Raw genomic sequence first — 20,384 nt, 5'->3', positions numbered from 1 at the left:
GCCTGCAGATTGGCTGGCTTACGAGTTCTGTTTGGCCAGCGCAGCCTTGGCCGCTCGCAGCCTGCGCACCTCTTTCGGGTCGGCCAGCAAGGGGCGATAAATCTCGATGCGGTCGCCCGATTGCACAGCGCGCACCTCAGGGTCCGCTACCACCTTGCCAAATATTCCCAGAGCGCACTCAGACAGCGCCAACTGCGGGAATTGCGCCGCCATTCCAGACAGCCGCACCGCCGACCTCACACTCGTGCCTGATGGCACGACCACCGCCAATAACACCTGGCGATCTTCGGCGGCGTACACCACTTCAATCTCAACCATGCAGTTGTTTGGCGCGCTGGCAAAACGCATCCACCAGCGTATTCGCCGCCTGATTGAACAAAGGCCCCAACGTCGCCCGCACAATCGGCCCCGCGTACTCGAAAGACAGATCCAGGCTGATCTTGCAGGCCTTCTCCGTCAACGCTTTGAACACCCATACACCATGCAGCTGAGTGAACGGCCCTTCTTCCAGATTCATCTCAATGGATTTGCCGGGCACCAGAATATTGCGCGTGACAAAGTGCTGGCTAAGACCAGCCTTGGCCACTCCGACACTCGCAACCATCTGCTCATCACTGCTCTCCAGCACTTCGGCGGTCGAGCACCACGGCAGAAATTCCGGATAGCGCGCCACGTCGTTTACCAGGTCATAGAGCGCCTGCGCCGGATAGGGCAATAAAGCCGAACGTTGAATATGCGTCGTCATGTAAGCGCTACTTCCACTGCTGAGGCAAACATCGCGAAAAAACAGCCGGATCCGCGAGAGAAAAAAACCAAAGAACTGCCCGTATTGTCCGGGATTCGATCAACACGCTCAAGCACGCAGGTTGACCGTAGCCGACACGCTCGCAACTCCCTATAATGCCGCCCCTATGGCTAAACAAAAGAAACACCCTACAGGGACCATCGCGCAAAATAAAAAGGCGCGACACGATTACTTCATCGAACATCGGTTCGAGGCTGGTCTGGTCCTGGCCGGCTGGGAAGTAAAAAGTCTACGCGCCAGCAAGCTCCAACTGGTCGACAGCTACGTACTGCTCAAAGATGGCGAGGCATGGCTGCTGGGCAGTCATATCACCCCGCTGACCACTGCGAGCACCCACGTGATTGCCGACCCGGTGCGCACGCGCAAGCTCTTGCTCAACGCCCGAGAACTCGAAAAACTCGCGGCGGCCGTACAGCAGAAAGGCTATGCCTGCATCTGCCTGTCCTGGTACTGGAGCAAGCACCTGGTCAAGTGCGAGATCGCGCTGGGCAAGGGCAAGAAGGAATACGACAAGCGCGACACCGAACGCGAACGCGATTCCAATCGCGAGCTGCACCGCGCCGTGCGCAACAAAGGCAAGGAAGACTAATCCTTGTGTCGGTGTAGCCTTGGGTCAAGCACCCAGGGCTACATGCCTTTGCGCCGCTCCGCCCGCGCCACGCGCTGAACTTCTTGACGCACCTCTTCCAGCACTTCCTGCACATACAGCAGATGACGTGTTGAGACCTCACGCGCCTGCTCGGCCCGCCCCTCAATAATCGCCAGGTACAGATCCCGATGCTGACCGATCAGCATGTCACGGGTTTCCGTACGCTGCTGGTACATGCCGCCGATATTGGTCACCACGTTACGCTTGAGCAAATCGAACAGCCCGCGAATAGTGTGCAGCAACACCGCGTTATGGCTGGCCTCCGCAATGGCCAAGTGAAACCTCGCGTCCGCCGCCCCCTCCTCGACGCGACTGACCTCATCGGAACGCGTATAGCAATCCTGCAACGCCTCAAACGCCGCCGTCAGCCGCTCACGATCGACTTCGGTTGCACGCAGCGCGGCGTAATAAGCACACGAGGCTTCGAGGGTCTGGCGAAACTCCAGCAGATCACGCTGGGCCTCGGGGTTATTTTCCAACAGGTGCAGCAGCGGGTCACTGAAGGTTGATCCCAATGAGTCCGCCACATAGTTACCGCCGCCCTGGCGACTGACCAACAGCCCCTTGGCCGCCAGCTTCTGGATCGCCTCGCGCAACGACGGGCGCGACACGCCAAACTGCTCAGCCAGCGCGCGCTCGGCCGGCAAGCGTTCGCCCGACTTCAGCGTGCCCTCAAGGATCATGCCCTCAAGCTGCTCGACAATATCGTCAGACAAACGGCGCTGACGCACCTGATCAAACCCCATAACTCGCTCTCCACAATCCCGACCCCTCGCCGGGCCCTCTATTCTGGCCTATCGCCGCGCTTGCGGCACCTATCAGAACGCCCGCGATTTAGCTGATCAGCACACCTCACCCATACGCCTACGACGAAAGTTTCGCGGGCGGCAAATTGACACACCCCTACCGAGGCTTTTACTCTAGCCGACCGCGACTGTAAATTGGTATTACCAATTATCCAAGCTGCCTAAACAACAACAATCAGGGGCCACCCCACCATGCAAACCTGGCAACAGCTTTACAGCCCTCTCGGCAGCCTCGGCCTGTCCGCATTGGCCGCCGTTATTCCGATCGTATTCTTCTTCCTCGCCCTGGCTGTGTTTCGCCTCAAAGGCCATGTTGCCGGCAGCATTACCCTGGGGTTGTCGATTCTGGTGGCAATCTTTGCATTCCAGATGCCCGTGGACATGGCGCTCGCCGCCGCCGGTTATGGTTTTGCCTACGGCCTGTGGCCGATTGCCTGGATCATCGTCGCCGCCGTCTTTCTCTACAAACTCACCGTCAAAAGCGGCCAGTTCGAAATCATCCGCAGCTCGGTGCTGTCGATCACCGACGACCAGCGTTTGCAAGTGCTGTTGATTGGCTTCTGCTTCGGCGCCTTCCTTGAGGGTGCCGCCGGTTTCGGTGCGCCCGTGGCGATCACCGCCGCGCTGCTGGTCGGTCTGGGCTTCAACCCGCTGTACGCCGCCGGCCTGTGCCTGATTGCCAACACCGCGCCGGTCGCCTTCGGCGCGCTGGGCATTCCGATCATCGTGGCGGGCCAAGTCACTGGCATTGATGCGTTCAAGATCGGCGCCATGACCGGCCGCCAACTGCCGCTGCTGTCGCTGTTCGTGCCGTTCTGGCTGGTGTTCATGATGGATGGTCTGCGCGGCGTTCGCGAAACCTGGCCGGCGGCGCTGGTCGCAGGCCTGAGCTTTGCCGTCACCCAATACTTCACCTCCAACTTCATCGGCCCGGAACTGCCGGACATCACCTCGGCGCTGGCCAGCCTCATCTCGCTGACCCTGTTCCTGAAAGTCTGGCAACCCAAGCGCACCGCGGGCGCACAAATTGCCGGCGCTACCGGCGGCACAACGATCACCGCCAGCGCTGGCGGCTTCGGCCTGCCGCGCCAAACAGTCGCGTCGCCTTACAGCCTGGGACAAATCTTTAAAGCCTGGTCGCCGTTTTTGATTCTCACCATGCTGGTCACGATCTGGACCCTCAAGCCCTTCAAGGCAATGTTCGCCACGGGCGGCGCGATGTACAACTGGGTGTTCAACTTCGCAATCCCGCACCTGGATCAGATGGTGATCAAGGTTGCACCGATCGTCACCCAACCGACCGCTATTTCGGCCGTGTTCAAACTGGACCCGATCTCAGCCACCGGTACCGCGATTTTCTTCTCCGCACTGGTCTCAATGCTGGTATTGAAAATCGACATAAAAACTGGTCTGACCACTTTAAAAGAAACCTTTTACGAGTTGCGCTGGCCGATCCTGTCCATCGGCATGGTGCTGGCATTCGCCTTCGTCACCAACTACTCCGGCATGTCCTCGACCATGGCGCTGGTATTGGCCGGCACCGGCGCAGCGTTCCCATTTTTCTCCCCCTTCCTCGGCTGGCTGGGAGTTTTTCTGACAGGCTCCGACACCTCGTCCAACGCCCTGTTCAGCTCACTGCAAGCCACCACCGCGCACCAGATTGGCGTCAATGACGTTCTGCTGGTGGCAGCCAATACCAGCGGCGGCGTGACGGGGAAGATGATCTCGCCGCAATCGATCGCCGTGGCCTGCGCCGCCACCGGCTTGGTGGGCAAAGAGTCCGACCTGTTCCGCTTTACCCTCAAACACAGCCTGTTTTTTGCCACGATCGTCGGGTTGATCACGCTGGCGCAGGCCTACCTGTTCACCGGTATGCTGGTGCACTGAGACCTGCACGTAATAGGGTAAGAATCGACGCCGGACACCGAGTCCGGCGTCTGCTATTTCTGGAGGACCGATGAGCCTGCCTGCTGCTTTTCTGAGCGACGTCGCACAACTGATCCCGAAAGATCGTCGCTTCGACGATCCACTTTCCACCCTCGCTTTCGGCACCGACGCCAGTTTTTACAGGCTGATCCCACAGCTGGTAATTCGTGTGGAGTCGGAAGACGAAGTTGTGGCGCTGCTGCAACTGGCCCAGCGTGATCGCGTACCGGTGACCTTCCGCGCAGCAGGCACCAGCTTGTCCGGGCAGGCCATCAGCGATTCGGTGCTTATTGTGCTGGGCGATAACTGGAACGGCCGCGAGATTCGCGGGCAAGGCACGCAGATCCGCCTGCAACCCGGCGTGATCGGCGCACATGCGAATGCGTGGCTGGCGCCATTCGGGCGCAAGATCGGGCCAGACCCGGCGTCGATCAACGCTTGCAAGATCGGCGGTATCGTCGCCAACAATGCCAGCGGCATGTGCTGCGGTACGGCGCAAAACACCTACCACACGCTGGCAGGTATTCGATTGGTCCTGGCCGACGGCAGCCGCCTGGACACCGAAGACGCCGCCAGCATCACAGCTTTTCGCAAAACCCACGGCGCGCTGCTGGAAAGCCTGGCGACGCTGGGCCGCGAGACGCGGGCAAACGCTGAGTTGGCTGCAAAGATCCGCCACAAATACCGTCTGAAAAATACCACCGGCTTGTCACTCAATGCCTTGGTGGATTTCGATGAGCCGCTGGATATTCTCAGCCACTTGCTGGTGGGCTCCGAAGGCACACTGGGCTTCATCAGCGCAGTGACCTACGACACCGTGATTGATCACCCAAACAAAGCTTCGGCGCTGATTGTGTTTCCGGATGTCGACACCTGCTGCAACGCGGTGACGGTGCTGAAAACCCAACCGGTCTCCGCCGTTGAACTGCTCGACCGACGCAGCATGCGCTCGGTGCAGAATAAACCCGGCATGCCCGCTTTCGTACAGCAGCTATCGGAAAATGCCTGCGCACTGCTGATCGAATCCCGCGCGGCGTCGCCGTCGTTACTGCATGAGCAACTCGCGCTGATCATGGCGTCCCTGGCGCCCTTCCCGGTGGAGAAACAGGTCGACTTCACCGAAGACCCCGTGGAAAACGCGCGCCTGTGGGCGATCCGCAAAGACACCTTCCCCGCCGTCGGCGCCGTGCGCAAAACCGGCACCACAGTGATCATCGAAGACGTGACCTTCCCGGTTGAGCAACTGGCCATCGGCGTGAACCGCTTGATCGAGCTGTTTGACAAACATCACTACGACGAAGCGATCCTTTTCGGACACGCCCTGGAAGGCAATCTGCACTTCGTCTTCACCCAAGGCTTCAACAACAGCGAAGAAGTCGCACGCTATCAGGCGTTCATGGACGACGTGGCGCAACTGGTGGCAGTAGAATTCGGCGGCTCGCTTAAAGCCGAGCACGGCACGGGCCGCAATATGGCGCCCTTTGTCGAGCTGGAATGGGGCAGCGATGCCTATCAATTGATGTGGCAACTCAAACGCCTGCTCGACCCGAACGGCATCCTCAACCCTGACGTGGTGCTCAGCGACGATCCCCAAATTCACCTCAAACACCTGAAACCACTGCCCGCCGCTGACGAGCTTGTGGATAAGTGCATCGAGTGCGGTTTCTGCGAGCCGGTCTGCCCCTCGAAAGGCCTGACCTTGAGCCCGCGTCAACGCATCGTGATCTGGCGCGATATCCAGGCGAAAAAACGCGCGGGTATCGACACCACCGAACTGGAGGCGGCTTATCACTACCAAGGTATCGACACCTGCGCCGCCACCGGGCTGTGCGCCCAGCGCTGCCCTGTAGGCATTAATACCGGCGACCTGGTGAAAAAGCTGCGCAGCCGTGAAGCCGACCATACGAAAACAGCCGATTGGCTCGCCAGCCATTTCGCTACCGCACTGCAAGGCGCGCGCTTTACGCTGCACGTCGCCAATGGCGCACGCATGCTGTTGGGCGCGCCGCGTCTGGCGAAGCTGTCGGCAAAAGTCACGCAGCTGTCCAAGGGCCAAATCCCGCAGTGGACCAGCGCCATGCCGCAACCGGAAAAAGCCATACGTTTCAGTCCCGTCGTCACTGATGGGCGACCGCGCGTGGTCTACCTGGCAGCCTGCGTCTCACGCGCCATGGGCCCGGCAGCCGGTGATAAAGAGCAAATGTCGCTGTACGACAAAACCCGTGGCCTGCTGGAAAAAGCCGGTTACCAAGTCGTGTTTCCCGACAATCAGGACAGCCTATGCTGCGGCCAACCGTTCGCCTCTAAAGGCTACGCCGAACAAGCCGAACTCAAACGCCAGGAACTGATCGGCGCCCTGCTCCATGCCAGCCGTGGCGGGCTCGACCCCATCTATTGCGACACCAGTCCGTGCACCCTGCGACTGGTGCAAGACCTCGGCGAAACGCGCCTCGACCTTTACGACCCAGTGCGTTTCATCCGCACCCACCTGATGGACCGCCTCGACTTCACCCCGCAAAAAGCGCCGATTGCGGTGCACGTCACCTGCAGCACCCAACACCTCGGCGAAAGCCAGGCCTTGATCGACCTCGCAAGGCGCTGCTCGAAAACCGTGGTGATCCCCGAAGGCATCCACTGTTGCGGCTTCGCCGGCGACAAAGGTTTCACCACCCCGCAACTCAATGCCCATTCACTGCGCACCCTCAAAAACGCCGTGCAGCACTGCAGTGAAGGCATCTCAACCAGCCGCACGTGCGAGATCGGCCTGAGCCAGCACGGCGGCATTGATTACCACGGCCTGGTGTACCTCGTGGACCGCGTCACCCAGGCCCGCGTGCATTAAACCTGCAAAAAAACAGAACCCCTGTGCGCCGGCGCAGTCATCTGCATAGGCCTCGACGAACGAGGCTAAACAGAGATGTCGCTGGCAGGCCTTGAACGCCAGCAATGTCGAGCCCTTTTTCGCAAGGAGATACCCTATGAAGCGTTCCGCTCTTGCTGGCTTGTTCATTACCGCTGCGATGCTGGCCTCCCCTGTTTTCGCTGCCGGTGACAAAGACTTGTGTCAGATCAACCTAGGCAAAATCAACAACGGCCAAGCTCTGCTGGCGGCTGATACCAGTGGCAAAAAAGGCGAAATCGACACCGTTGTCTCCCAAGCCAAGGCCGCTCAAGCCGCCGGCGATGACAAGAAGTGCATCGAGATGACCTCCAAGGCCCTGCAAGACATGCAGAACAGCGAGAAAGGCGGCCAATAAACCCGTCGCCGTCTCAGGGCCAACCTTCGGGTTGGCCTTCTCTAACCGTTTGGCGTACACTGCACAGGCTTGTCACTCACTAAGAAACAACGAGTTACAAGCACGGGGCCGTTTAGGATTCGACGCCGGTCGCGAAACTTTAGGTGCATGCCGAGTTGGTAACAGAACTCGTAAATCCACTGTTGCAACTTCTTATAGTTGCCAATGACGAAAACTACGGCCAGGAATTCGCTCTCGCTGCGTAAGCAGCCTTAGCCCTGAGCTTCTGGTACCTTCGGGTCCAGCAATCACCAGGGGATGTCTGTAAACCCAAAGTGATTGTCATATAGAACAGAATCGCCGTGCAGTACGTTGTGGACGAAGCGGCTAAAACTTACACAACTCGCCCAAAGCACCCTGCCCTTCGGGTCGCTGAGGGTTAACTTAATAGAAACGGCTACGCATGTAGTACCGACAGCGGAGTACTGGCGGACGGGGGTTCAAATCCCCCCGGCTCCACCACTTCAACATCTAAAGACGTCCACGGACGTCTTTTTTTGTGCCTGAAATCCAGCAAACACGGGGCTTTCAGGGCCATCAGCGTCCAAAGACGTCCGATACAATCTACAACCATTGGTATTCCACATGGTATTCCAAGCCCTGCAGTGGTAATTTTTGGAATACCGAACGATGTCGTGGAATACCTCATGTGCGCCCAAGCCACCCGCCTCTCTGATCGTCAGCTCAAAGCTATCAAGCCGAAAGATAAAGATTACGTCCTCAGCGATGGCGACGGCCTTCAATTACGAGTGAGAATCAATGGCTCTACACTATGGAACTTCAACTACCGTCATCCGGTAACGAAGAATCGTATCAACATGGGACTCGGCACCTACCCAGAGCTCTCTCTCGCGCAAGCAAGAAAGAAAACGGTCGAAGCCAGAGAACTGCTTGCACAAGCCATCGACCCGAAAGAGCAACGCAATGCGTTGACGCAAACAAAAAAAGCAGCAACTGAGCACACGTTCGAGAACGTAGCTGCTACTTGGTTTGAGCTAAAGAAGGATGTCGTTACACCGGCCTATGCCGAAGACATATGGCGCTCTCTCATCCTGCACGTATTTCCAAAGCTCGGAACTACACCCCTCTCGCAAATCACTGCGCCAATGGTCATCGAATTGCTCCGCCCCTTGGAAGCGAAAGGCAGCTTGGAGACAGTGAAGCGACTGACTCAAAGGCTCAATGAAATCATGATCTATGGCGTGAACTCGGGGGTGATCTTCGCCAATCCTCTCAGCGGCATCCGGGGCGTTTTCAAGAAACCGAAAAAGCAGAACATGGCGGCTCTTCGACCAGAAGAACTGCCAGAACTGATGATTGCAATCGCCAACGCGAGCATCAAAAGGACAACCCGCTGCTTAATCGAATGGCAGCTTCACACCATGACGCGCCCTGCGGAAGCCGCTACAACTTGCTGGGCTGACATCGACCTCGAAAGGAAGATCTGGACGATCCCTGCCGAACGCATGAAAAAGCGACGCCCACACGCCATACCGCTGACCGCGCACGCACTTGCTCTGCTGGAGACCATCAAACCCTACAGCGGCCATCGAGAGTTTGTATTCCCTGCTGACAGAGACCCACGCACTCACTGCAACAGCCAGACAGCCAATATGGCGCTGAAGCGGATGGGTTTCGAGGGGCGCCTCGTGAGTCATGGAATGCGCTCAATGGCGAGCACCATCCTCAACGAGCAGGGCTGGGATCCTGAATTGATAGAAGTCGCGCTTGCCCACGTCGATAAAGATGAGGTTCGAAGCGCCTATAACCGAGCGGACTACATCGAGCGCAGACGCCCAATGATGGCCTGGTGGAGCGACCACATTCAGGAAGCTGCTACCGGCAACCTTTCAGTGTCAGCTATTAGAGAAAAACGAGATTTAAAAGTCGTTTCGATACGCTGAACCAAAGGCAGCTATCGGCCCAGAGTGTGTAAAAACGCTTCGCCAAAATTGAAGTGTGCGCATCTGCGTTAAATCTGAAATTTATCGGCACGTCTGCAGATGTGGATTTCGCGTAGAGACGCGATTTCCAGTCCGGTTTGGAGTACCTGACGCGCTCAAAAACGTTTTTACACAGCCTCGGCCAATAGCAGACGTCCATCAATGACCGCTTCCTACCCATCCCGGACCTTAGACACGGTCCGGGATGGGTAGGAAGCAGTCGCTTGGAAGTATCTAGAAGTCTTGGGGCGAATCACCGATCAAGCAGCTGATGCGCCCTATGGATCTCTCGAATACTCCTTGTCAAACGTGCGCTTCTTGAGCATGGGGGCGGTGCGCCCGCAAGGAGTAAGGTCATCGAGCACGGGATTGATAAGAATTGCTCGTTCTGGTATGCATTGAGTTAGGGCGCAACGGACTCTTACTTTTTGGCACGTCGCGTCTCTGCAAGTGCGGTCGAAGCCATCCTTCAGTATGGAAGAAGATTTTATGGGAATGCAGAAGGACAAAATTTATCTATTTGATCATCCGACTCTTCAGGGTTATAGGATCATAGATGGTTGGGTTAAATTGCACGGTAAAGATATAGGAGTTGTTGGCAAGAATAATGGGGCATTCCGATTTTATCCAGAAGGGGTTATTGATTTCTACGCCCATCTTCCAGATTTGCCAAAAGAATGGAAGAAATCCATCATTATTCATGGGCTAACTGCAGTCCTGCCTAGTGAAGAATTAATTCCTCTTTACGAAATGCATTCTGAGCGTCCGAGTAGTATTGAAAAACGGCGCGCTGAAGCGTTACGCTATGAAGCTGCATTCAACGATTTGGCCAATGGAATCCTCGATGAGGTCAAAGGCTATCTGAGCGAAAATCACGATCCAGCGGCAGTCAAACGCTTCTATAGTCTACTTATATCATTTAAGAGTCGAATGGGGCGTGATGCTTCTTCGCCAAGCTTGAATGGCTTTCTCTTAGGCCTTCAGGCTGCGTCGATTTTAGATGAAAAGCAATCCCAACTTATTAGTGAAAAGATCAACCAGCTTCACGAACTTGGAGACATATATTCAGACTATATATCTCACCGTTAAATAATGCTTCTGGTATTAATGGTGGTGCGTTGACATTAGCTCCTGATGATAGAGGGCTCCATCGCCTCGGTGCCCCGCAGAAAGGAGAGCCACTGAGGCAGTTCTGCCTAGTCTTGCGGTGCTAATCAACGTCTCTACGAACATTTCAACCAGATGCCGTAGCCAATATCGGCGACCGGCACTTCTTGAGCTATAGCTGCTCTTCACCAGCGGCGCTTGAGAGTCGATAGCAGTCAGTCATGACTGACCGCTTATAGCAGATCCTCGCCTGTCGTTACAGATACAAATCGGCCATTAGCTAACAACCGGATAAAACTGAGAAGGATGACTGTGTACGGAACGTAGGAAGAGTTAACCTTCCGCAGGGACTTTATAATTTGGAGATGGATCTATGTGGTTTTCTGGGAGTAAGGTTATTCCGTTTTACGAGCTTCATAATTTGAAGCACGTGAAAAAAAATGCGGTTTGGCATAAGCCAGTTGCTCCGCCTGGGGTGTCTCTAGCTGTAGACCCGTTGCTTTTTATCTATGCGTCGACGCGATCTTCCATATTGGGTAAAAGGATCGGGTTGCGAGGGCAGCTGGCGGGTCTTGGGCTTGGGAGTGTGAGTCTATGTTATCTGGCTCCGCTGATATCTAGTGGCGTTAAGCTGCCATCAAATAAATTATTTCTTCACCATAACTTCGATAATACAAAAGATTTTATCGGATCAAGTATTAAAGGCACCATCGGGGCTTCGCTTGCCTATCTGGAGATGCAACGTTTAGGTTACGCCTGGAGCGGGCATTGGGAGGACTGCGTCTCTTCTACAGGAACCTCAGTCACTGCAACACCAGATTTCATATTTGCCTCAGCACGAGACGTTTGCCTTGTAGATGCGAAGGGGTCAGCACGGCCATTTTCTGACGTTGGGACGCTGGCAAAGAATGAGTGGAAGCGACAGATTTACTCAAATAGAAACGTGAAGCTGAAGCTTGGTGGTATGCCAACAGAGGGTCGAATTATTGCAACTACTTTAGTTCGCCCCCGTGCAGTTGGACTAGTCGCCGCATATGGCAGATTTCGCACTCCACGTGCCCATCTCACCATGCCGCAAGCTCCTATTAACCCTGACAGTTTGGCGATAAAGTCAGTCCAAAAAACAAACTTCACCAACGCATTCTACTTACTTGGTCTAAACGCGCTTGCAAGCAAATTAATAAATGCCAACGACAATGGCTTAGGGGCTCAGAAGCAACTAGCTTGGGCGTTGGCTAAGGCTGAAGTTATTGACGGACAGGGAGCAGTCTTTAAAGGCATTAGTAGATTCGTCAACCTCGGTGGCGAGGGAGCTTGGATAATGCAGCCATTTTGCCGAGCAGACATTCTTCGAGAGGCCTTTCTATACCTGGACAGCAACGATGCACCTCCGGTATCTAGTGCAGCGCTAATTCTTCCCACCAACATAGAAATGGGTAGAGAATTTGTGAGTGGTGCTCTCCGGTCAGCCGAGCGAATGATTGTTCAAAGCCGTGACGGAGTCGGGGCAATATTCGATCGCGTGAATATCACCTAACTCTCTCACAATCGTTCTTCAGTGCCACAACCGGTAATGAATAGGTAGTGTTTCACAAGCGCTCTCGGGATTCTCCTGCGCTGGTTATCAATCTACGTATCGAAGTGATGGATGGAATGTGATTAGCCTGGCTGGCCCAATATTGAGCCAAGCTAAAATGGATTATTACTTGGCTCGATCAAACTTTTGATTCTTGGCGGTTTACGCCCGTGTTGACCGGCAGCTATGGGGCAGCGCCTGACTTTATCCTGTGTAGGCCATTCATATAAAAAGACTAATGAAATGTACAATTTCGGCGAATCACGCTCGCCATTGCGGGTGCTGCCCTTGTACCGCATGTAGTCCAAGCAGCATCAGCACACCCGCCGGAGTAATTCAGGCCGACGATAAGACAAAAGCCTGGATTGAGCCGAAGTCTCGAGGCTTCCACTGGTGACATCACAGGGGAATGGTACGCGCATCGAGATGCCGCCTACCCATGCAATGCAGCGTTATGAATATCGACCCTTCTGCTGCTTCGCCAGCATAGGACATGCATAATGATGGCATACCGCCTTTATAGTTTCGCCGCACCGCGTTGTGCCGCCCCGAAAGGATTCGAATGAACCATTCCGATTTGCGCCTCAAACCGATACATGAACTACTCGCCGACGAAGATGGCAAGTCGACACAATTCTGGATTCCTGCCTACCAGCGAGGTTACCGATGGAAGCCTCTGCAGGTTACCCAGTTACTGGAAGATATCCGCGAGTTCAGCCAGCGCCGTAACCCCCAGCCAGAGGAGTTTTATTGCCTGCAGCCACTGGTGATCAAATCCACTGAGCAAGGCCCATTCGAGGTAGTCGATGGTCAGCAGCGGCTGACCACGCTTCTATTAATTCTGCGTCACTTCAATGAAAGACAGACGGAGAAGTACCGACAGAAGCTATTCACCCTCAACTACGAAACACGACCTCACCTGTTGGCGTTCCTTGATGAGCCCAATGAGACCGACGCAAACACAAACGTCGATTACTTCTACCTGTTCAATGCCATCAGCACCATTGAGGCGTGGTTCAGCACTCGAGCCCACGAAGTAGACGAGATCAAGTCTGCGCTGCTTAACAAAACCCGGGTAATCTGGTTTGAACTAGCGGCTCAGGACAATGCTGTAGATGCCTTCACTCGCTTGAACGTGGGCAAGATTGCCCTGACCGACGACGAACTGATCCGCGCCCTTTTCCTCAAGCGTGGTGATGATAACGATCCAGATGCCGCTGGCCGGCAAATGAGGATCGCTCACGAATGGGATCAGTTGGAAAAAGCCTTACAGGCCGATGATTTCTGGTACTTCCTTAGTAACCAGCAGAGCCGATCTCAGAATCGCATCGGCCTACTCTTCGAGTTGGTAGCCAAATCTGATGGCTTTGGCAATGGTACGGACCATGACGAGCACAGCATCTTTCATGCCTACAGCAAGAAGCTAAAAATATCAGGTGCTACGTCGAAAGAATGGCTGCGCATCAAGCAGACGTTCATGATGCTGGAGGAATGGTTTGAAGACCGCACGCTATACCACATTGTCGGGTTTCTGATTCATCAGGGTATGGATGTCACGCGCATCTGCGAACTGTCACTACAGACCACAAAAAGCGCATTCGAACGTAAGCTGCGCAAAGCCGTGTTTGCTCGCACCATCGGTGACGAAGACCTCGACATCCTGACGCCCGGATCGCTGAAAACGTGTATCAGCGAACGTCTCGAAGAGCTGGAGTACGGCCGTCATTCGTCGAGTATTCGCTCGCTACTATTGTTATTCAACGTGGCGACCCTCCTGGACAGCCCACGCTCTAACTTGCGCTTCCAGTTCGACAGTTTCAAAAATGGTGAGTGGGACATCGAGCACGTACGCTCGATTGCCTCTAGCCGCCCTATACGTCCGCATGACCAGGTGAACTGGCTAAATCTGTGTGCGGGCTACTTGGAAGCCCAAAATATCGATGACCAAGTGACGCAGGTGAAGCAACTGCTGAACAGCATTCATGCGTTTATCAAACAATCGAAGAAAGCCCACTCGGACGAAGCATTCGAAGTTTTGTACAAAAAGCTGTTGGCCTTCTTCCAGGAAAACGACGAAACGCCGACCGACCATGGTATCTCCAACTTGGCCCTGCTGGATAAAGGCACGAACCGTGGTTACAAGAACGCTGTGTTCGCCGTCAAGCGCAAAGCGCTGCTGGCCCTAGACCAATCAGGGATTTTTGTACCGCTGTGCACCCGCAATGTGTTCCTCAAATGCTACAGCCCTCAAGCTGACAACGTGATGTTTTGGAGCAAGGAAGACCGAGAAGCCTACCAGGCCGAAATCACCCAAGCACTCGTACGCTTCTTTAGTGCACCCAAGGAGATTACACAATGAGCGACTCCAGCAGTCAGATTACCCTGAAACAGCTGCTGAGCCGCCATCAGCGCATTCAGATCCCGATGATCCAACGCGACTATGCTCAGGGCCGCCCAGCAGCCGAAGAAATACGTGAAGAGTTTCTAGGTACTCTGAAGCAGGCATTTGCGCTGGTGCCGAATGACCCTGCCCTTCCACTGAACCTAGACTTCATCTATGGGAGCGTAGAGAGAGACGGAGAGTCGAACCGCTTTTTACCACTTGATGGCCAGCAGCGGCTGACCACACTATTTTTATTGCACTGGTATTTGGCTTGGCGAGATGGCAGTCAGGACGAGTTTCACCAAGCATTTTGCGAAGGCGAAGACTCACGTTTCTCCTACAAAGTACGCCCGAGCAGCGCCGAGTTTTTCGATGCTTTAGTGAAGTTCTGGCCTGCGCACGAGGCCGCTGTCGGATATTCATTGTCCAGTCTGATCACCAATCAGGCCTGGTTTTTCCGATATTGGCGCCTGGACCCGACGATCCAGTCTTGCCTGACTATGCTCGACGCTATCCACCAGCACTTTGCCAACATCAAAGGAGCCTACACACGGTTGATGGACGTAAAGCAACCAGTGATCACCTTTCAGTTGCTTGATCTAGACCATTTCGGGCTATCCGATGATCTGTACATCAAGATGAACGCCCGGGGCAAACCGCTGACGGCTTTCGAGACATTCAAAGCCCGATACGAGCACGAGCTCAAGAGCCAATTCGCCGATGAGACCAAGTACATCGGCGACCATGTATTCACCGTCGCTGATTACTTTGCACGACGTATGGATACGCGCTGGGCCGATTTCTTTTGGGCGTATCGTGACCAGGAAACCCACCTTTACGACGATGCAATCATGAACTTCTTTCATGCCGTAGCGTTTATCTGCCGCGACCCGGAACCTTCGAGCTATCTGGAGGAGATTAGTACCTTCAGAAGCAAGCCACTGAAGTCGGCTTACCCCCTGTATCACAAGGCTGGATGGCTGGAGCGCGACTTCTCTACCACCCTTATGTTGCTTCTCGAGACATGGAGCGCTCAGGAGAATCAGTTCACGCCACTATTGCCAGAAAACCCATATTTCAATGAGGAGGTCCTGTTCCAACATCTGGTTAGTGACCCCGCAGTCTTAGCCTATACCGACCTTGTTCAGTTGTTCGCCTACGTCGCCTTCATTAGAGCGGCAGGTGACGAGCTCGAACCTCAGGCGCTGCTGGAGTGGATGCGGGTAATTTTCAACCTGTCGACCAACACAAGCTATGACCGCCCCTCAGACATGCAACGCAGCCTTCTGGCTGTCCGGGCCCTGCTGCCCCATGCTGACAATATCCTCGGCTACTTTGCGAGCACCGAAAAACCAACAACCGGTTTCTCCCTACAACAAATCAGCGAAGAGCAGTTCAAGGCCGAACTGTTGCTAGCCCATATTGGCTGGCGCAAGCAGATCGAACGAGCGGAAAAACACGGTTACTTTAAAGGCCAGATCGAATTTCTACTGGAGTTCAGTGGCGCGGTGGCCAAGCGACGTAACACCGAGCGGGCGCAGTGGAAGCCAAGCGAACATCTTGCGCTTCAACAAAGCTTTTCGAGCTACCTGAACAAAGCGGAAAAGATGTTCAGTGCGCGTGGCCTGAACAGTCTGCCGGACTTCCGCTGGGAACGTGCCTTGCTTTCATTGGGCGATTACCTGCTGCGCAGCGGCTATAACTATTCGTTCCTGGTCAACCCCACGTCGGAGCAGGCTAGTTGGAAGCGGCTGTTACGCGGCGGGGCTGGAGGAAATGTACAGGAAGCGCGAGCCCTTTTGCAGTTGCTATTAGAGCGGATCAATCCTGACGGGCCTCTTGAGGATCAACTAGATGAGCTGATTGCCAATGCCGAAGGCCTTGAGCAGTGGCGCCAGATAATGGTGAATACACCAGCTGTATTCCACTATTGCGGTGAGCATGCATTGCGCAGGGAGGACGGCTGCATCTACCTGCTCAAGAAAAGCCGCATGAGCGGGATGCATGCGGAGCTGTTCAGCTTTCACCTGTCAGTGGAGCTTGATGCAGAGCCATTCAAAAAAGGGCTCTTGCCGCTGCGGAAAATTAGTTACCAGCCTGTCAGTGGCTCAGAATTCGAGCCTACTGTGTGTCTTGCCCTCACATTTCGGAGCTGCGACCTGTACTTCTGGATCTATTCAGACTCTGGGTACTTCACGATTCAAGCGCTTAGAAAACAACTCAAGCCCATACCTGCTCTGGAAAAACTGCTGTCTGAGACCTTCAAGTTTGACGTGCAAAAGGAAGACCTCAAACTAAATGTCCCACGAGAACGCATCCACATCACCCTGCGGGCCATAGCCCGAGCGATCAAGGGTTTGGAAGCCTAGTGTGGCTGATACTTTGTGAGGTAATGTCTGTTACTAGGTAGGAGCTGATACTTCCGACATAGCCCGATGCCCAAGGATGGGTATCGGTTAAGCGTCGCATCCTTCCTATGAAGACAGGTAGGTACCGGCCAGAAGAGGGCGTTCGGGCCAGGCCTGCTTCCAGCCAAAAGCTGGCAATAAATAACCAAGAGTCTAAGGTCACAACTAACTACGGAACCAGGGGCGATTCAGACCATGCATAGCGACGGTTGAATTCAGGCCGTCGCTAACCGGCCCAGAGTGTGTAAAAACGCTTCGCCAAAATTGAAGTGTCGCGTCTACGTTAAATCTGAAGTTTATCGGCACGTCTGCAGATGTGGATTTCGCGTAGAAACACGATTTCCAGTCCGGTTTTGAGCACCTTGGGAATTTAGAACGCTTAGGCTGCCACAAGCTTGTGATGGCAAACGCGAAGTCAGTATCGGAGGTACGGATCACAGCATGACATCAGCGGATGTCAGCTGCGATTCCGCAGGTGCACGTCAATTAAGGGCTGACAATGACCTTGACGTCCGAGCCCGAGATGCTCTTGATGTATGAGTAGCTCGTTCCCAATACGGTCAACTGCTCCTTCGACACCCTTTTCGCCGATATCGCGGGTTGGACGATCACAAATTTGAAGATCAGCTCATGGTCGTGGCATTTGTTGCGCAATATTTCCAACTGCTGAGGCGTGCCTTTCAGGATTCGATCAAAGTCCTTCAGCAGTGATTGCTGGTAACGATCCATCAGTCGGTTGAAGAACTTATCGCCCGTGTACAGCCATTTCACTGATCTCGACGCCTGACCGCATACCTCATAGACGTCGGCGACGCGCGCCCCGGGCGCGGCCACGCCATTCGTCATAGGGCAGAATTTGCAGTGGTAAAGGTCGACGTAGATGGCGCCCTTGTTTTCCCTAATTGCCACCAGATCAGCGATTTCGCCTTTGCCATCATCGTTGAAGACAATGGAGTAGTCATCAGCGATCCTGTCAAAGGTAAAGCCTTGTACTGAGTCATTACGTCGCTCTGCACGCATGGACTCTTGATGGATTTTCGTTGTTCCCCAATCCCAGGTTTCGAGCAAACCGGTAGGCAGTTTTACATCCATGCTGTTGAGCGAGTACTGACGGTAGTTACCTTGCACCATGGAGCCGTCGACCTTGAGCAATACAAGCGGCTCTGCATCCAGGTACGAGTCCAGTGGCATCTCGTGGGGGTAAAGTATCTTCACACCTGGACAGGAGGTCTTGTATCCGTCCTCCAACAACTTGATTGCTATGGTAGTGAGGCGACGCTCCTCGCCATCGTTACCCTCGACCAAAACCGGGATCTCCAGCGTCTGCGCACTACGGTACTCAGGCTTACCTAGCTCAACGTCGAGAAGGTTGAAAGTCTCTCCCTGAAAATACAGCGATATCCTTTGCTCGTTTTCGATCGCGATCGACACAGGCCAGTCGGCGTAGAACAGGCCTTCTGGCCATGTGTCCTTGATTTGGTCAGCACGCATGACATTTTTGAGTACGTCACCAGGGTCGATGGTGTTGTCGTTGAGTTTGACCGACATACGCTTGCACCACTCGACCCAGTAGTTGATCGGAGAGGAGTTCATCTCCCAGATCTTGCCTTTATGCGAGCAGCCAACCGTGGTTCGCTCACCATCCTCAAAACCGGTGGCGAAGATGTTGGATTTTGTCGCATTGCCCCTCTCAATGTCGCTAATTACCTGGTTGATATCGCGTCCCACGTGCATCGTAAACCGCAGGTCTTTCCGGGCGCGGGAAAGGCCAACGTTCTGCAGCTTCATCAGCTTAATGTCGTGGAGCGTACGGAAGGTCGGCTCACCATTGATGCGACGAGAGTCTTTGGTTACCAGGTTAAGAAAGCGAGCTGCCTGAGTGTCGTCACCAGAGGTGTGAATGAACAGGGTTTTCTGCGCCTTATCATAGAAAGCGATGTATAGATTCCAGTTGGTATCGACGATTTCTTCGGTCTGAGCCCAACCAACCAGCGTCTCTCGCCGAGTCACGACAATAACGGTATCCGCCTGATCATTGATCGAGATGTACTGAAGTGTCTCTCTGCGCCCATCCAGACCCTGCGCTCGCTGCGGTGTCCAGTCTTTGGGAGAGACGTGGTACGCCACGGCGCTGATTTTGGGGTTCGGGTTCAGCCCAAAAATCACCTGAGCATCGTCACCGTCAGCAAACTGCTCGTTGAAGTCCGCTTTCTCAATCTCCCGGTCGATCTTTTGCTCGCTCACGTTGCGAATGACTGCACCCCAGTCAGCACTCTCTTTATAGAGGTCGGCCATCTGGTGGTCGGTCTTCTGGTTGGCGATGTTCGCCACGAACTTGGCATCACCAAGAGCGGCATCAACCCTCGTCAACCGGCCAATGAATTGGAGCGTCACTGCCGGGCTTTGGTGTTGATCATGAATAGCGGCGATTTTGAGCTCGGGCAGATCGAAGCCTTCGCCAAGCATGTCGACACAGACGATGATCCGGTGCTTCTTTTTGACGATTTCAGCCATCACCCCGGCTTGGTTCGGCACCTTACTGTGAATCAGGACTGGCGTGAGGTCAGGGTGCTGCTTGTAAATCTCAAACAAGTCTATTGCCCGCTTGTGCGACTTGGCCCGCACCATCATCAAGTGGTTGTACCCAGCCTTGAGGTCAGCCCTAAGCAGCTCAACAGCCTTGTCCGCGATGGCCTGATCAGAAAGCTTGAGGTTGTATTCTCGCACCGGATGGAACTCGATGCCTTTGAAATAGCCATCAAGCTGCGCATCTCGGAGCGGATAGTTGTAAATGATCTTGCCGGCCAGAGCCAGACCATCCTCCCGGAATGGCGTCGCTGTGAACTGAATACAAGGTTTGCCTCTGAAGGCGGTTTTGATTCGGTTCCAACTCGCTGCCACGACATGGTGAGCCTCATCGATCATCAGGTGGCAGCATATGTTCACCAGCGCCCCCAAAGCAGCATCTTCGAATTGCAGCAAGGCCTGGGGAGTGGCCACAATGATGTTGGCAGTAGCTAATTCTGCAACCTGCGCCTCAGACAGCTTCGAATCGATGGCTGCAACAATAGGATTGCGCGCCTTGTCCGATACCGCCCCCACGGTGCGAAGCGTCTTCATCTCCGTGCACTTACCCACCAACTGCGTCCTGAGGGCGTCCGAGGGAACCAGGATCAAGGTTCTGGCCATCCTCGCAGCGATGATCAGCGCGAGCATGGTGTCGGTCTTCCCCGTACCGGTCGGCATGACCACTGTGGCGGTCGAAGCGGGATCAACCACCAGATGCCCCAAAGTGGCGTAAAGCGCAGCCAGTTGCGGCTTGCGCAGCCCTGGTGCGTTCGTCTTGGGATCGTCGAGACTGAAATTGAAGAGATGGTTTTTCCAGCTCTGGTACACATCCAAATGCGTTATGACTACATCGTCCATGGCGATAACCTAGAGGCAGAAAAACTTTTGGGAGAGGGTGGCGATATAGTAGCACGCCC

Annotated in this window: 13 protein-coding genes and 1 other RNA gene; 10 read left to right on the top strand and 4 right to left on the bottom strand. The window is 54.6% G+C overall.

The window, feature by feature from the left end; translation table 11 throughout:
- Window positions 1-18: 18 nt before the first annotated feature.
- Window positions 19-318: an RnfH family protein gene (locus Q7C20_RS03215; protein WP_375065334.1), complete on the bottom strand. Its 300-nt coding sequence runs from the start codon at window positions 316-318 to the stop codon at window positions 19-21.
- A complete protein-coding gene (locus Q7C20_RS03210) occupies window positions 311-745 on the bottom strand; it encodes a type II toxin-antitoxin system RatA family toxin (RefSeq protein ID WP_348057047.1) in 435 nt (144 codons plus the stop codon). The genes Q7C20_RS03215 and Q7C20_RS03210 overlap by 8 nt, the downstream gene beginning before the upstream one ends.
- Window positions 746-911: 166 nt before the next feature.
- Between Q7C20_RS03210 and smpB the strand changes: the two genes are divergently transcribed.
- Complete coding sequence (gene smpB, locus Q7C20_RS03205; RefSeq protein ID WP_003235073.1) at window positions 912-1,394, top strand: SsrA-binding protein SmpB; 483 nt, start codon at window positions 912-914, stop codon at window positions 1,392-1,394.
- A 38-nt stretch (window positions 1,395-1,432) separates the two neighbouring features.
- Here the strand turns inward: smpB and Q7C20_RS03200 are convergent, their stop codons facing one another.
- On the bottom strand, window positions 1,433-2,200 hold the full coding sequence (locus Q7C20_RS03200) for an FCD domain-containing protein (protein WP_375065330.1): 768 nt from the start codon (window positions 2,198-2,200) through the stop codon (window positions 1,433-1,435).
- Window positions 2,201-2,452: 252 nt separating this feature from the next.
- Here Q7C20_RS03200 and Q7C20_RS03195 point away from each other — a divergent pair, with 252 nt between their 5' ends.
- The 9 genes from Q7C20_RS03195 to Q7C20_RS03155 all read left to right on the top strand — a co-directional run bounded on the left by Q7C20_RS03195 (window position 2,453) and on the right by Q7C20_RS03155 (window position 16,860).
- Window positions 2,453-4,147 carry a lactate permease LctP family transporter gene (locus Q7C20_RS03195; RefSeq protein WP_375065328.1) on the top strand — a complete coding sequence of 565 codons (1,695 nt, stop codon included), beginning with the start codon at window positions 2,453-2,455 and terminating at the stop codon, window positions 4,145-4,147.
- Between the two features lie 70 nt (window positions 4,148-4,217).
- Window positions 4,218-7,028, top strand: coding sequence for an FAD-binding and (Fe-S)-binding domain-containing protein (locus Q7C20_RS03190; RefSeq protein WP_375065326.1), 2,811 nt, complete (start codon window positions 4,218-4,220; stop codon window positions 7,026-7,028).
- Between the two features lie 136 nt (window positions 7,029-7,164).
- Window positions 7,165-7,443 carry a hypothetical protein gene (locus Q7C20_RS03185; RefSeq protein ID WP_375065324.1) on the top strand — a complete coding sequence of 93 codons (279 nt, stop codon included), beginning with the start codon at window positions 7,165-7,167 and terminating at the stop codon, window positions 7,441-7,443.
- Window positions 7,444-7,547: 104 nt separating this feature from the next.
- Window positions 7,548-7,944: a transfer-messenger RNA gene (gene ssrA, locus Q7C20_RS03180) on the top strand.
- 185 nt (window positions 7,945-8,129) lie between these two features.
- Window positions 8,130-9,386, top strand: a complete 1,257-nt coding sequence (locus tag Q7C20_RS03175) for an integrase domain-containing protein (RefSeq protein ID WP_375065321.1) — start codon at window positions 8,130-8,132, stop codon at window positions 9,384-9,386.
- Between the two features lie 513 nt (window positions 9,387-9,899).
- Complete coding sequence (locus Q7C20_RS03170; RefSeq protein ID WP_375065319.1) at window positions 9,900-10,514, top strand: hypothetical protein; 615 nt, start codon at window positions 9,900-9,902, stop codon at window positions 10,512-10,514.
- Between the two features lie 391 nt (window positions 10,515-10,905).
- Window positions 10,906-12,069 carry a hypothetical protein gene (locus tag Q7C20_RS03165; protein ID WP_375065317.1) on the top strand — a complete coding sequence of 388 codons (1,164 nt, stop codon included), beginning with the start codon at window positions 10,906-10,908 and terminating at the stop codon, window positions 12,067-12,069.
- Window positions 12,070-12,670: 601 nt separating this feature from the next.
- Window positions 12,671-14,467, top strand: a complete 1,797-nt coding sequence (locus Q7C20_RS03160; RefSeq protein WP_375065315.1) for a DUF262 domain-containing protein — start codon at window positions 12,671-12,673, stop codon at window positions 14,465-14,467.
- Window positions 14,464-16,860: a DUF262 domain-containing protein gene (locus tag Q7C20_RS03155; RefSeq protein WP_375065313.1), complete on the top strand. Its 2,397-nt coding sequence runs from the start codon at window positions 14,464-14,466 to the stop codon at window positions 16,858-16,860. The genes Q7C20_RS03160 and Q7C20_RS03155 overlap by 4 nt, the downstream gene beginning before the upstream one ends.
- Window positions 16,861-17,385: 525 nt before the next feature.
- Here the strand turns inward: Q7C20_RS03155 and Q7C20_RS03150 are convergent.
- Window positions 17,386-20,325: a DEAD/DEAH box helicase gene (locus Q7C20_RS03150; RefSeq protein ID WP_375065310.1), complete on the bottom strand. Its 2,940-nt coding sequence runs from the start codon at window positions 20,323-20,325 to the stop codon at window positions 17,386-17,388.
- Between the last annotated feature and the right edge of the window lie 59 nt (window positions 20,326-20,384).

The organism is Pseudomonas sp. AMR01, from assembly GCF_041946035.1.
GTDB classification, from domain to species: Bacteria; Pseudomonadota; Gammaproteobacteria; order Pseudomonadales; family Pseudomonadaceae; genus Aquipseudomonas; species Aquipseudomonas antarctica_B.
This window is presented reverse-complemented; position numbering and strand designations above follow the sequence as displayed.